This window comes from Chloroflexaceae bacterium (assembly GCA_025057155.1).
In the GTDB taxonomy this organism is placed as follows: Bacteria; Chloroflexota; Chloroflexia; order Chloroflexales; family Chloroflexaceae; genus JACAEO01.
This window is the reverse complement of record JANWYD010000006.1, coordinates 108,718-122,563: the sequence shown is the minus strand read 5'-3', so window position 1 is coordinate 122,563 and position 13,846 is coordinate 108,718. Positions and strand designations below refer to the sequence as shown.

Annotated in this window: 8 protein-coding genes; 1 reads left to right on the top strand and 7 read right to left on the bottom strand. The window is 64.0% G+C overall.

Annotated features, from left to right (window positions below):
* Position 1: 1 nt before the first annotated feature.
* Complete coding sequence (locus NZU74_06655) at positions 2-1,135, bottom strand: STAS domain-containing protein (GenBank protein MCS6880996.1); 1,134 nt, start codon at positions 1,133-1,135, stop codon at positions 2-4.
* A gap of 293 nt (positions 1,136-1,428) precedes the next feature.
* Here NZU74_06655 and NZU74_06650 point away from each other — a divergent pair, with 293 nt between their 5' ends.
* Complete coding sequence (locus tag NZU74_06650; protein MCS6880995.1) at positions 1,429-2,475, top strand: CehA/McbA family metallohydrolase; 1,047 nt, start codon at positions 1,429-1,431, stop codon at positions 2,473-2,475.
* Between the two features lie 102 nt (positions 2,476-2,577).
* On the opposite strand, the gene NZU74_06645 is transcribed toward NZU74_06650, so the two are convergent.
* The 6 genes from NZU74_06645 to NZU74_06620 form a co-directional block, all read right to left on the bottom strand.
* Positions 2,578-2,793, bottom strand: a complete 216-nt coding sequence (locus NZU74_06645; protein ID MCS6880994.1) for a hypothetical protein — start codon at positions 2,791-2,793, stop codon at positions 2,578-2,580.
* 194 nt (positions 2,794-2,987) lie between these two features.
* Positions 2,988-4,430 (bottom strand): SPASM domain-containing protein, encoded by a 1,443-nt coding sequence (locus NZU74_06640; protein ID MCS6880993.1) that lies wholly within the window; start codon positions 4,428-4,430, stop codon positions 2,988-2,990.
* A gap of 18 nt (positions 4,431-4,448) precedes the next feature.
* A complete protein-coding gene (locus NZU74_06635; protein ID MCS6880992.1) occupies positions 4,449-7,577 on the bottom strand; it encodes a hypothetical protein in 3,129 nt (1,042 codons plus the stop codon).
* On the bottom strand, positions 7,552-9,225 hold the full coding sequence (locus NZU74_06630; GenBank protein ID MCS6880991.1) for a hypothetical protein: 1,674 nt from the start codon (positions 9,223-9,225) through the stop codon (positions 7,552-7,554). The genes NZU74_06635 and NZU74_06630 overlap by 26 nt, the downstream gene beginning before the upstream one ends.
* A gap of 380 nt (positions 9,226-9,605) precedes the next feature.
* Positions 9,606-11,069 (bottom strand): winged helix-turn-helix domain-containing protein, encoded by a 1,464-nt coding sequence (locus NZU74_06625; protein MCS6880990.1) that lies wholly within the window; start codon positions 11,067-11,069, stop codon positions 9,606-9,608.
* Positions 11,070-11,171: 102 nt separating this feature from the next.
* Positions 11,172-13,781 (bottom strand): ATP-binding protein, encoded by a 2,610-nt coding sequence (locus tag NZU74_06620; GenBank protein MCS6880989.1) that lies wholly within the window; start codon positions 13,779-13,781, stop codon positions 11,172-11,174.
* Positions 13,782-13,846 lie beyond the last annotated feature (65 nt).

Sequence of the window (13,846 nt, the reverse complement as noted above, 5' to 3'; positions counted from 1 at the left end):
GCTAAGAGGGGCGGCGCCCATTCGAGCGATCCTTCTCTGCAATCCTGGCGCTATCGCTAAAGCCAATCGCCCGCAGGCCGTCCTGGAGGGTTGCTGCGGTGCGTAGTTCGCCGAGGTTGACCCCCAGGCTCGCCAGGGCCTGAGCCACTTCGGGGCGGATGCCCACCAGGAGGGTTTCGGCGCCCATCAGGCGCACGGCGCCGGCGACGCGCAGCAGCGCCGCGGCTACCTGGGTGTCTACCACCGCAACGCCGGTAATGTCGAGCACCACCACGCGCGCTCGCGCAGCCTCCACTTCATCGAGAACCGTAGCCAGCAGGAGCTGCGTGCGTTCGGTGTCGAGGTTGCCGATAATCGGCGCCACCAGGACCCTGTCGCTGATAGGAATGACCGGCATCGAGAGGGCGGCGATAACGCGGTTCAGATCTTTCTGGGTTTCGAGGCTGGCCTGCAGTTGGGCGGCAAGGGCGGTCTGCTCATCGGCAAGTTGCTGGAGAGCGGCAGTGCGTTCGGCGACGCGCGCTTCCAGGGAGACGTTGCTGGCGGCGAGGGCCTGGTTGGCGGCATCAGCCTCGGCACGCGCGGCGTGTGCCATGGTGAGGGAACGCTTCACCATCCGCGCTCCCAGGAAACTGACAAGGGCGCTCATCGCCATCAATAACGGCGCCGACAGCGCCGCCACGCGCCAGTAGCGGTCGTCGCGGAGATTCGCCGGAAGGAGACCGAAGCTCAGAAGGACTCCCGCCATAGCCAGGACCAGCGTGCTCCAGATGTGGATTGGCGGCAACAGAATGCTCGCGCAGAGGATGGGCAGGATCATAAAAAACAGCCCGTTCGGCGTGACGGGCCTGGCGACAAACGAACCGATAATTCCAGCCAGCAAGACGAAGAGCAACAGATAGGCGCCCAGGTTGACTCGTCCCATGCGGGCCAGGATAATCACTCCGACCAGGAGGACCAGGGCACTCGCACTAATGAACAGTGCGGAGGGTTGACCGGCGATCATGCTGAGCGGAATAGCTGCCAGGGCCAGGGCAATAAGACCGATGCCGAGTATGATAAGGGTCTGGCCGCGCCGCTGTCGATCCTCGTTCGATGTGTTCACACGAATGATCCAGGACCCCAGACGCTGCATACGATGTTCCTTTTGCGAGTAGATGAGCTGCAAAGGGACGGCATCGAAACGTTCTCCGTGTCCATTATAGATGCCTAATGCAACCAGATGGCTCTCCTTCAGGTTGCGTGGTACACTGGGGTGAACGTGGATAAACCCGGATTCCCCACACCCCTGCCCGCCGGGCTAGCGTCCGACGCCCCCCGGTCCGGTTGGAGGAGGGCAGGGAAACCAGGTTGCCTTATGCCCCTTCCCGCAAGGGGATCAGGAGCGAGCAATCCTCACAGGAAAACCTCCTTCATCTTCAGACGTCTATGCCTCCCGCGTTTATTTACCCTGGCGCGATCCACATCCACACGACGTACTCTGACGGAACCGGCACGTTTCCGCAGGTCATCGCCGCCGCCCGTGACGCCGGTCTGCGCTGGATCATCGTCACCGACCACGATACGCTGGAAGGGCTGCCCTATGCCGGCTGGCACGACGGTCTGCTGGTCATCGTCGGGCACGAAATCACTCCGCCGCGCAATCACTTTCTGGCGCTCAACGTGCGTGAGGTGATCAGCAATGCCCTGCCGCCGCAGGCGTTCATTGACGCGGTGTACGCCCGGGGCGGGTTTGGCATTATCGCCCATCCCGACGAACGAATACGCAATGATTTCAAGGATTGTTACCGCTGGGACGACTGGACCATAGATGGCCCGACCGACCGCGCGGGCCGGCCTGTGGGTCTGGAACTGTGGAACCTGATGAGCGATTGGGGCGAGAACCTGACCCGGCGCAATCGCTACCCGCACTTCTTCGTGCCGGCGCTGGGTCTCAGCGGGCCGACGCCTGCCACCCTGGCCTGGTGGGACCGGCTGAACATGGTCGGGCGGCGCACCTTCGGCATCGGGGGCGTGGACGCGCATGCCTTCAAGCACCGCGCGCCCTGGGGCGTGATCGAGGTCTTTCCCTACCGCTGGCTGTTTGGCACGCTCACTAACTACCTGCTGCTGGAGCGGCCCCTGCACGACGACCCGGAGGTGGCGACGCAGCAGGTGTACGCGGCCCTGGGCGCGGGGCGAAGCTACTTTGTGAACCGGCTCGATGGGGCCGCGCCGTCAATTGTCTTCACGGCGCGCCGGGGTCACGAGGTCTACACCATTGGCGACACGGCTTCAATCGCCGGTGGCCCCCTGCTGATCGAGGCCGACGTAGGGCGTAACGCCTTCATCCGCCTTATCGCCGACGGCGAGGTGCTGACCAGCGGGGTGCGGCGCATCCGCCAGAGTGTGGACGCCGCCGCGGTGTATCGGCTGGAGGGGTACGTGGGCGGGAAATCGTGGTTGTTTACGAATCCGATCTATATTGAAGACTGATGAAAAGCGCAACCCACAGGGTTGCGCTCCGGGCAAAGCCCGCACGACGGAAAGGATGAGGGAGGCGCTGTTCTCCGACGTCCTCCCCCGCGCTTAAGCTGGTTAGCTGCTAAAAGTGAACACGATGAAAACCATCAGACCGAGCAGAATAAGGATGGCCAGACATCCCGAGCCGGCATCGTCCGACGGTTGGGTTGGCGAAACGTAGATCACCTCGCGCGGATAGGACGTCACATTCCGTATCAAGACGGCGACGATGAGCGCAGTGATGAGCGCGGTTCCTACGATTACAAATAGCAAGTCGGTAGGGCTATACATCTGGGCTCCTCCGGTGCGCTTCGCTCCACTGGCCGTGCAGCCGTAGTATAGAAGCCCCTACCCGACATAACCAGACCCAGTCTGCCGTTCTTCTCCCTCCAGAGATCCGCCACGGCAGCGCCTGCAAAGCGATATTTCCCTGGTGTGCATCCGACAATAACCCCCGCCATGCCGACGAACGCCGACAACGCGGATCAGGCGGACGACTCCGGCACATACAACGCCAGCAGGCGCAACCCCTCCAGACGCAGCACGTCCGGGTAGAGGGCCCGGTAGAGGCGACAGTTGGGTGAACGCGCGTCATAGCGCCCGGTCACGCGATAGGTCGTCACGGCGCAGCCGCCAGCGCACCAGTAGCGCCACTCGCAGTTGCGGCAACCCTCCTTCGCTTCAACCGCCAGGTTCTGGACCCCGGTGCGATCAGCCCGGATGAGCGCGAGGGGATCATCCGCGGCTACGGTGGTGATCGGTTCGTTGATGACCATCTGGCATTTGGCGACGTTGCCGCGGTGGTCAAAGACCAGGTAGTGCTCTCCGACGCTGCAGGCATGGCGATGACCGGCTCCGAGGTGGGCGCGGTCGAGCAGCGCGCCGAGCAGACTGTAGCGCAGCGGTCGCCCGGCAATAACGGCGTATGCCGCCCGAAGTCCCTCGATGATGCGCTCCTCAGCCGCGGTAATCGCCGGGGCGGCAGCGGTGACGGGCCGGGCGAAGTTCAGGGTGAAGTACACGCCCATGTCGAGCAATTCACCGAGAAGCGCGGGCAGGCCGGTGACGCTCTGGGGGGTGACAGTAATCGAAACCGTTGGCTGGAGATCGCAGGCCAGGGCGCGGCGCAGGCCGTTCAGCGCGGCGAGGGCCGAGGCGCCACCGCGCGTGGTGGGGCGCTGCGCGTCGTGCTCGGCGCCAAGCCCATCAAGGGACACCATCAGGCCGATCCCCAGTTCGGCGATCAGCGCCAGACGTTGAGGGGTGAGTGTTGTCCCGTTGCTCAGGATACGACCGCGAACCTCCAGGCCGTGTTCTGCGCCCCGCGAGGCGGCGTAGCGATGGAGTTCGGCGACCCGCTCCAGGTGCAGGGGCGCCTCGCCCCCTGCGTACTTGAACTCGACCCGCTGGTAGCCCGCGGCGAGGGCGGAACGAAACGTCGCGTCAATGGCCGCGCGGCCGGTCGCCGATGACATGCGCTCGCCGCTCTTGTGCAGGTAACAGTACGTGCAACGCAGATTACAGGCATTGGTCACATGCAGCCAGGCCAGCAGCCGGTCAGGCCGAAGCGGCGCGCGGGGCGGTTCGCCAGGAGCGATCAGCAGACCGAGGTGATGGGCGGTTGCCAGAATGTTCCCCGCCCTGGCGTCGGGCGGGCGGGCGGGCGGTGGCGTATAGAGCAGGTCCCAGGTGGCCTGATCGAGCACCGCCACCCGGCTGAAGGACGGCACAAAGGCTACCCAGGCCCGGTCCGAGAGGGGCAGGCGTCGCAGGTCGGGGTGCGGGTAGAGCGGCGCGGCGGGCGGGGGCGGAGTGGCAGGCGGCGGCAGCGCGACAGGACAGGCGCAGTCGCAGTCGGTGACGGCTTCGCTCTTGTCCGGGTCGTCGCCGTGATCGAAGAGGAGACTGAACTCGCTTGCAGATGGCATGCCGGAAGCGCACCGTTACTATCCCAACCTGGACAGTTGGATCTCGACCTCGTTTTGCAAAAACCGGCATTCTTCGTTCCAGAACCCCGGCCACTGTTGTGTGTACTGATGGAGCGTATCCGGATCGAGCGGCCCGGCCATCAGCGCTGGCGGCGTGGCCGGGAGGTCCCGGTCGGCATGGTCGAGGACGTGTTGCGCGGCGAACAGGAAATCGCGCGGATAGGCGTTCAGGTCGCCCCGGATGATCTCCCAGAACCGCAGATAGGTGCGATCATTGCGCGCGTAGATGCGGCAATGGACCAGGGCGATCAGGAGGTGGTGCAGGAAGACCCGAGATTGGTTTTCCTCGGCCCGGTGCCAGGCGCGCTCGAAGGCGATCGTCGCACTCATAAGGAGCGCGCGGCGAGGGAGGCGATGGCGCCGGATAAGGTCTTCCGCTTCATCGAGGACGCGTAGCGCTTCGGCGCGCTCGTGCTTCAGGCGCAGGAGAAAGGCGCGTTCAACAGTGATCTCCACGGCGGGCAGGGTGATGTGCCCGGTAAGCGGTGTTTCGCTCACTGCCTCGTTAGCCAGGTCAAGCGTGTGTTGGGCGCGATCAAACAACTCGTTCATTCGCACACGGTCAGGATTGGCTTTGCGGCTCTCATTGTGGGCCAGGGTACGCAAATAGCGCGCGTAGTCGAGGAGCACATCACACAGGCTCGTTCGTTCGTTGGCGCTATGGAAGAACTCGGCCGCGGCGCGGAAGTACTCCTCAGCCGACAGATCGACCGGGTAGGGCGGATGTTTCAACAGTTCGTGCGAGGCGATGCCTAGCTGGTAATTCACCTGTGCCAGCACCCGCTCATTCCCGGTGCTGGCGGCCAGCGTGCGAGCGCGTTTGGCGAAAGCCTCGGCGGCTTCAGGCCGGTTGCGCTGGATTTCGAGGATTGAACTGACGTTGAAAATGAGCGCCTGGCGCACCGGCGAAATCTGGCCGTGGCGGATGGCCGTCCTCAGCTCGATGAGCAGTCGCTCGGCCTCGTCAAAGTCGCCCAGGTGCGCCAGGACAAACACCTGATTAATGCGGATCTGCGCCATCTCATCGCCAACGGGCAGGTAGAGCGCGAGCCGGGAGGTTGCGCTCTCATGCTGGATATCCTGAAAGTGTTGATAGGCCTCCTGATACTCGGCGTAGGCCCGTTCATATTCCTGCACGGTGCGATACATGTAGCCAAGCAGCGTCCGGGTGCGTCCCAGGAGATAGTTGATATACGCGCGAAAGAAACGCTGGCGCGGCAACAGGGCGGGTTCCTCCGGCACCCGTTGCGCGATCGCCAGGGCCTCGCGGAAGTGGTCCTCGGCCCCGGTGTAGAGCACCTCCTGATTGTGATAGAGCGTCAGGGCGTGAGCAAGGGTTTGTTTGAGATCGTAGTGAAAGTAGGCGTCGTCGCTGTACTGGGGCAGGAAATCCACGAGCGCCTGGCGGCCCAGCGCGACGGCCTGGCGGTTCTCGTTGCGGGCCAGGTTGTAGCGCAACAGCCAGAGGAGATCGTCGGCGACCAGATGCTTCAGGTTCAAGTGGGAGGCTGGCGCGTCGGTCAGTTGGTCGCGCCGCGGCTGATAGCTGCGCCCTTCGTTTTCAGAATCGGTGGCCTGCAGGTTGATCCAGCGCCAGAACTCATCGCGGAGCAGGAGGGGCAGTTCGTACTCGCGGTTGTTGAAGAGGCGGAGCTGGGCGAGCAGGTACTCCGCATAGCCGGTGGAAACGTCGAGTTCGAGTTCATAGAAAAGCCGATTGCTGATAGCCACCAGCAATGCAGCGCGTTCCGCCGGTTCGACGGCGCGAACGCGCAGGCGGTTTTCATGTTCGGCGACCGCCAGGTCACGGAGGTAGCGGAGCGTCTCGCCGCGCAGGTCCATCCGGTCGGCAATCTGCCACTCGTCAATCATGCGATGGACTTCGTCGTGGAGGTACAACAACCCGCTCTGGGGGCGTTCCTTCACCAGGGCCACCTCGCCCAGATGGGCGATCAGATCGGCGTACTGGCGGCGTTCCTCGCTGGTAAAGCTCTCGTGTGGGGCTGGCAGATCCTGCTCGGCAAGAAAGGCGTTGAGTTGCTCGCGGGTCAGGCCGCGGCGGGCATAGGCCAGGACGTAGAGGCAGTAGGCCAGGACCTTGATGGGAAAGCTGGCCCAGGGCATAACGGGGTTGAGCACCTGCGTGATCAGGTGGCGTTCGAAGTCGCTCCGACTGCCGGCGGTGAACGAAGGCTGCCGGTCGGTCATGCGCAGCCAGACATAGCTGGCGACCAGCAGCGGCGCGCCGCCACTGATGCGGTACGCCTGGTCAACCTGGTCGGGCGTGAAGTCGCTTGACGCGTCCCGGAGGTACTCGGCAATCTCCTCGCGATTGAGAGGGTGCAGGGCCGACTGGTGCATCGTCACCCGCGGCAGGTCGGCGCAGCGTCCCAGGAGGGTGGCATCAGGCCGGGCGGCAGGCGTCGGACGCCCGCAGATCAGCACCAGCACGCGCCGCAGCCGGGGAATGACAGCGCTGAACCAGTCGAAGAAGAGATCGAGGGCCGAGGGCAAGCGCAGCTCGATGCCAGCGGCGCGCCGGGTGCTGGCGAGCAGTTCTTGCAGTTCGGGTTCGGGCGGCTCGCCGGTGAGCGACTCGGCCGTATCGAAGCGCAAAATCACCGGGCGTTGCAGGGCGATCTGGTTGAGCGCCTCGGCGAAAGCCGCGCGCACCTCGGCCCAGCGGGACTCATAGGCCGCCCCGGCCAGCCGATCGCGATCGCGTTCCAGTTGCTTGCGCAGCGCGTAGTAAGTGACGAATGCCGCTTGCAGCGCATCAGGCGCCAGGCGATGCGGTTGTTCCTGATTGTCCGACAGGCCCTCGATGATCGTCTGCTCCAGAAACGGGCCGTTGCGGTTCTGCGTATCCGCCAGGTCAACGATCCGGGCGATGAAGGCCGGTTGCGGTTCAACCAGCGACGGTATCTGGCGCAGAAAGAACGTCTTGCCCTGACCGCCCCCGCCCTCGACGTAGAGCATGTGGCAATGGTCCGTGTCCGTGCCGGCCCGTTCGAGAGCGGCGTGCAGGGCCTCAATCGTCGGTTGCTGACCAATATAGCGTTCAGCAATCGGGATCGGTATCGCCACCTTCGGTCTCCTTATCCCTCCAGGTTGTTAGCACCTGCTTGAGCCAGGGTTCCACCACAAAGGCCCTGGCCGGCTCATCGTGGATGACGACATAGCTGGTCGTCAGGCGCTCCAGGCGTTCCATGGCTTCGGATAGCGTAACGACTCTGGAGGAGCGGTTATCGCGTTGCTTGCCGATAGCCTCACGAACCTCGGCGACGCCAAAGGACGGCAAAGCCGCCAGGTCGCGCAGGAGGGCAATATCCTCATCACCAAGCGGCGTCTCACCGCCCCTGATCCGTTGCCGGCGCAGGTGGTCAAGGATCTGCGGATAGAGTTCGGCCCGGCGCTCGCGCTGATCGGGCACGAAGCGAATAATCGCGGCGGCCCGCTGCTGGCAATCGCGAGCGGCGAGCAGCGCCTGCAGGGAAGCGTCCTCGTAGAGCAGTTGCGCCCTTCGCGAGGACCCCACGCGCCACCAGAGCCAGCGAAACTGTTCGGCCCACCGCGCGCAGGCGGAAGGACCGGGGGGCAGGGCGCTGAGACTGTGGAACATCCACTCGTTGATTAAGAAACCATACCGCTGGGGGTTTGTCTCAAGTTGTTGCGCGTACCAGTCGGCGAACCGGTCATGGAGCTCGGTCCGCACCCGGGCATCCAGTTCACGCTCGGCCAGATCGGTCAGCGCCGGGACCAGTTCAGCGCGCCAGAGATAGCGCAGCGGCGCGCTGCCGTGCTCCGCCACCAGATCGGCGGCCAGGTAATCGCCCAGCGCGGCGTGCAGATCGGCCAGACGGAAGGGCGGAATGGCCAGGCCGGGCACCTGCTGTATAGCGGTGGCCAGAGCCCCCAGATCCAGGCTGCGCAGCAGCCCGGCCACGGGGAGCAATTGTCGCGATGCCGGGGCGAGCCGCTCCACCAGGTCGCCCGGATCGGTAACCGGTGGTGGTGAAACGTCGGTGATGGCCGGGCGGATGTCAGTTGCCGCGCCTGAGGCCGCAAGTTCCTGTCGGGTCTGGCGGAAACGATGCTCCGCGAGGTAGGGGTGTCCCTGGGTAAGCATATACACCTCGCCCGCGAGGGGGTCAAGTTCATAGTGCCGGGCCATCTCACGTATCTCACGCGGGTTCAGCCCGGGCAAGGGCTGTTCGTGCACCACCCGAGCCAGTTCAAAATAACGCCAGACGAGCTGGCCCTGTCCGGTAGTGAAGCACAGCACCCTGCCGGTGAGGTACAGAGGGCGCAAGAGGTGGGTTTGCAGGGCCTCCCAGAGGGCCTGAGCGTCAACGCCGATACGTTGCTCCAACTGGTCGAGACCGTCGAGGAACACCACCAGCCGGTCGCGGTACTGTGGCGCGGCTTCATCGTCGGGCAGGATCGCTGCAACCTGAAGATTGCCGGCGATCGCCCCGAGTTGTTCGCTATGCGCGCCATTAAGGCCAAAGCGTCGCAACAGGTTGTCACAGAGTTCGTTCAGGGCCATCGAGCGGGTCATCAACGGCGCCAGCGGCGGTCCCGGCTGGTAGACCAGCGTCCACGACAGCCAGTCGGGCGGAGTGGTGAGGGGAGGCTGTTCGTCCGCCGGAGCGAAGCTGATCCAGCACGTGGCGCTGAGCCGCCCCTCGCGCAGCGCAAGGAACAGCATCCAGATCAGCCAGGTTTTCCCCATGCCGGTAAGCGCATAGATGTGAAAAAAGTAATCTTTATTACGATTTTGTAAGAAACTGCGAATGGAGCGAAAGTACTCATAGAGCAGGGGTCTTCGTCCAAAAAAGGCTTTTGAAACGTTTGTTTCTATTGCTTCCAAGGATACAACTCCAATGGATTCCGGATTGTAAGCCACCATACCATGCTAAGCGCAAAACGGCATGACCCGGTCTTCACCCAGTCTTCCGAATGGTACACCCCTTTCGGCGGATGGGAAGAGGAGAGCGTCCTGACGGAAACCTGACAGGAAGCCGACAATTCTCGGACAGGTGTACGTCTTATATGGCGACGACCTGGCTGGCCCGGGGTCTGATTGCGCCGCGAAAGCAGCGCGTGCGGCGGTTACTGGTCGGGATCGTAATTCACGAGGCGATATCCGCTCTGTCGTACATAATCAATATATTTGCACTGCTCTTCTGTCAAGTTCCGGGGTGGAGCAAGTTTGGGGCGCAGCCGTTTGATGGTTTTTTCCAGCGCCTCTATGTCGTTTGGCTCGCTCTTGCCATAAATCGCATTCGTCAGATCACGTTTGGAAATCAGTTTGCCGCGCTGGCGCCAGAGTTCGGTGAGCACCTTCCGCTCCATCTCGGTCAACTGCACCGTCTCGGCGCGTTGTCCATCGAAGCAGACAAAGCCCTCGGCGTCGAGGGAGAGCAGGGGGACAGGGAGGGGAATGACCCTGTTGAGCAGGGTGCGAGGGATCCTGGCTTCCGGGTTGTCAATCTGTGTGCAATGTTGCTCGACCAGTTCGCGGGCGAGCTGGATCATACGACGGGGGGAACCCGCGGCGGCTTGCACCAGCCGCTCGTCGGCATTGCTGCCGGATTCACAGAGATCCTGAAAGCGATTGACGCGCGCCGCGCGGGTGACCCGGCCCGCGGGCTGGCTGTAGGCTTGCAGGCGCCGGGCCAGCATGGCCAGCAGGTCGTGGTCACGCCAGCGCAACAGATAACTGGGCGGGCGTTCGCCGACCCGCCCGACGCGGCGCTCAGCGAACAGGGACTGGAGCGCGTCGGGAAGGAAGAACTTGAAGGCGTAGCCTGGGTGCTCAAGCACGGGCAGATCGCTGATCAGCGGCTGCAGGCGGGCCAGCACCATCGCCGGATTGTGCACCGTCCATTGATCCTCATCGGTACGGTCCAGGAGAATGTACAGGCTGACGAAGCCGCCTATGCGCGCGAGTTCGAGGAGTTCGCTCTGCAGGTCGCTATCGCTGAGGCCCTCATAGTGCCGGGCGAACTGCTCAACCAGGGCATGGGCGTCGCCGCCTGCGGCAGGCAGGCGAAACGTGCGGGCCAGCTCGGCCACGGTTTCCGGGCCCAGGGCTGGCTCGGGCAGACGCAGGCGGTACGAGGGCGGAGCGGCCCAGTACCGGAGAGCGTGCAGGCGCAGCAGGGCGTGGGGTTGCTCGTGGAAGCGCCGATGGAACTCCGGGTTGCGCTGGCAGTGTTCCCAGAGCTGCCGGCAGGCCTGGTCGGCGACATAACGGAGGTAATCGCGGGCGGTCAGGGTGGTCAGATCGGCCGGCAACCATTTATAGTCGGTGATCTGCACAACCAGAGCCGGCGGCTGCGCCTCCAGGCCGCAGAGGCGCGCAATCTGCAAGCGCTGGCTGGTCTTGCCGTACCCGCGGGGCGCAAACAGCACCGCGCTGGCCGGCTGGCGCGGATCGCCCCGCAGGGCCTCGAACCACTCCGGCTCGACGAAGTAACTGGCAAGCAGTTCTTCGCGATCGGCCTCGTAATACTCGAACGGATTGCGTTCAAACCCCTGAACTTCCAGCCAGCGTCGGATCTGCACAGGCATATGCCGTCTCCCCGTGCGTGTCCTCTCCACGCAAGCATCGGCGTGGCGGTAATGGTTGAGCCAGGAGGAGGCCAGTATCGGCGGGCCTCAGGGGTCCTTGCTCTATTGATGCTCGGAGGATCGCTCGAAAACGGTCCGCAGTGATCGCAATGCGTTGAAAAACGCGCCGATCTGGGTATGGTTCTTCGGATCGCGGCGATGCACGGCGTCCAGGCTCTCTTCCATCAGCGGCCCGAAAGCGCCGCGCGATGCCGTTCCCCGCAACCAGCATTCGAGATAGTTGAGGAGCTTCCGATCGCACGCCGTGTATGGCGTGTCGCTGCGGGCAAGGTCGGCGACGTAGTCGGCCAGTGATGCCTCAAGACCGTACCGTGCCGCGCTTTCCAGCAGGATCAGCCACCAGCGATAGAGCGCGTTGTCCCGGTCGGCGGTCTCGTCAAAGTTGTAATCGGCAATTTCGTAGCGCGAAGGCGTCTCAAAGAGCGAGCGTTTGAGGATCAAGCGGAGCAGGTCCTCGGGAAGAACGTTGTGCTGTTTGCGCAACGTTTCCCGCGCCACCCGCTCGTACCATCTCTTGAACCAGGCGCGAATCTCGGCGCGGATGGGGGCGGTCCCTTCATCGCCGGCCCAGTGCCTGACCAGCGTGCTATCGAGGCGCGCCTGGTAGCGCTGGCCATCGTAAGCCGCCAGTTCTTCTTCCTTCAGATGTTGTAGCGCCTTCGCGACATCGGTGTCTTCACCCAGGGTTTGCATCTCGCAGTAGGCCCGCAGTGTCGTCTCGTGCAGCGCCTGGTCTGCGATGAGCAGCACGGCCAGCAGGCGGTATGCCAGTTGCCCCTTGCGCTGAATGAACCATTCAGTAAAGGCATCCGCGCTATGGAGGTAGGGCCGCGGTTGAGTAAAGAGGCGCGGAATACTGATGGTCTCATCCGCCTCGAGCTTGAGGACATTCATGTACAGTTGCCGGCCAAACTCCGGGTTCCGCGTGGTAACGATAAAGCGCACCTGCGTCTCCCCGCACTCGTTCAGCGGCAGCAGGCTGAGACCGGGGAAGGGTTTGCGACCGTCCTGGCTTTGCGGCTCGCCAGGCCAGTCAATATCGTCAATCAGCACCCAGAACGGCTTTCGGCGATGGGCCTTCAGCGCCGCGACATAGCGCCTGTGCAGATCCTCGGAGTCTGGATGGTCGGACATTGCCCGTTTGAGGCTTTGCCCGTCCCAATGGGCATGCAGGCCGCGGGCCTGACGGAGGCGGGTGATGATCACGTTTTTCAGCAGAGCCAGGCGATCAACGCCGCCTGGCTGTCCATCACCGGGAGCCGAGAGGAGCAGGTGGCCCTTCCGCTCCGCGCGCAGCCTTGCGGCAATCTGGTGCAGCAGGGTGGTGCGCGAGGTTTGCGGCGTCGGTCCGTGCACGTTGACCACCCGGTAGCGACTATGTTCAAGCCGCTCGAAGATGGTCTTGATGTGTTCCTGCTGTTCCCTGTTTGGCGGGTAGTACTGCCCCGGCGGTTGCAGGCGTCGCTGCCAGGCCGTATGGTTCACCAGGGCGCGATCCCAGCAGGGATGGCGCAGGTACAGGGCGGGGATCCACCAGGCGTGCCTGTCGGCGGACCAGTGACCCTGTTGATGGAGGGCATGTTGCCAGAGCGCCCGGCGCATCTGGTGCGCCGCCTGCAACAGGGTCGCGCCGCGGGCCAGGGCCGCGTACCAGGCTTCGCCGGCAACGCCTGCTGCGGCAGCGCTGATCGCGATGGTCATCATCAGCATGGCCGGCACGCTGCCGCTGAAAGTGTTGATGATGCTCCAGCGTTCGCTGGTGAGCGGCTGCTCGCTCTGATCGCCCGGCGTCCCCGAGTGGCAGGCAAAGCAACAGAAGAGCCAGATCGGGCAATCGTGAGTCTGCGTGGCCAGCTCGAGCGCGCCCAGCAAGGCGTCATCAATCTGGAGCGCGTTGATGAGGCGCCCGGGATCGAGGGGCCAGAAGGCGCCGTGGCCGAAGTAGTGCAGCGCTGCCGGCGCGTGCCGCTCGAATATCGTGCGCAGATGGGCCCTTCTGACGCCGGGGCGCGGTTTGGGGCAGTCGCACCAGACCAGTTCCTGGCGATGCCGCCGGGGCGCATAGGGGCGCGCGCGGCGCTCGGCGGCGCGGATTTCAGGCGTTATCGCCTTGTGCGGCAGCAGGGCCAGCATCGGCGCCGGCTGCTCCAGGTTCAACTCCTCCGGTGGCTGGTACGGGTCCGCCGCGATAGTGCGAACGATAACGATGGGGCGCTCGATCTGCAGCGGTGCGGGGCGCTCCGGTTCGGTCAGCGCTTCCCAGGGCAGCAGGAGCAGGGGATTGTACCAGTCGTTGCGAGCCCCGAGCAGGGAGAGATTGATCATCAGACATCCAGGCCTGGTCTCTGCGGGGAGCGGAGCGGGAGGATGATCGTCAAGAAAGGCCTGGATGAGCCGTTGCGCGGACAATCGCCCTTCGGGAGAACGTATCGCAGCCAGACGCCGGAACAGATTAACACCTACGAAGCGCGCCGGTTCGCGCAACGCCCCGGTAGGTCGCGAGAAATCGCTGCATATCACCCCATCGGTCAGTCCAAGCGTATGGAGCGCCTGCCAGTGCTCCGTCTTCTGGGCCAGCATCCAGTAGGTGCGTCCGGCCTGGGTGTCATCGAAAAGATCCGCCAGCAACCTGACGGCGCGGGGCGTAGGCAAACGGCAGCATCCGCTGCTCTCTGCCGTGAGGGTGATCCGTCGCCCGTCCGGGGTCGTTTGTTCCC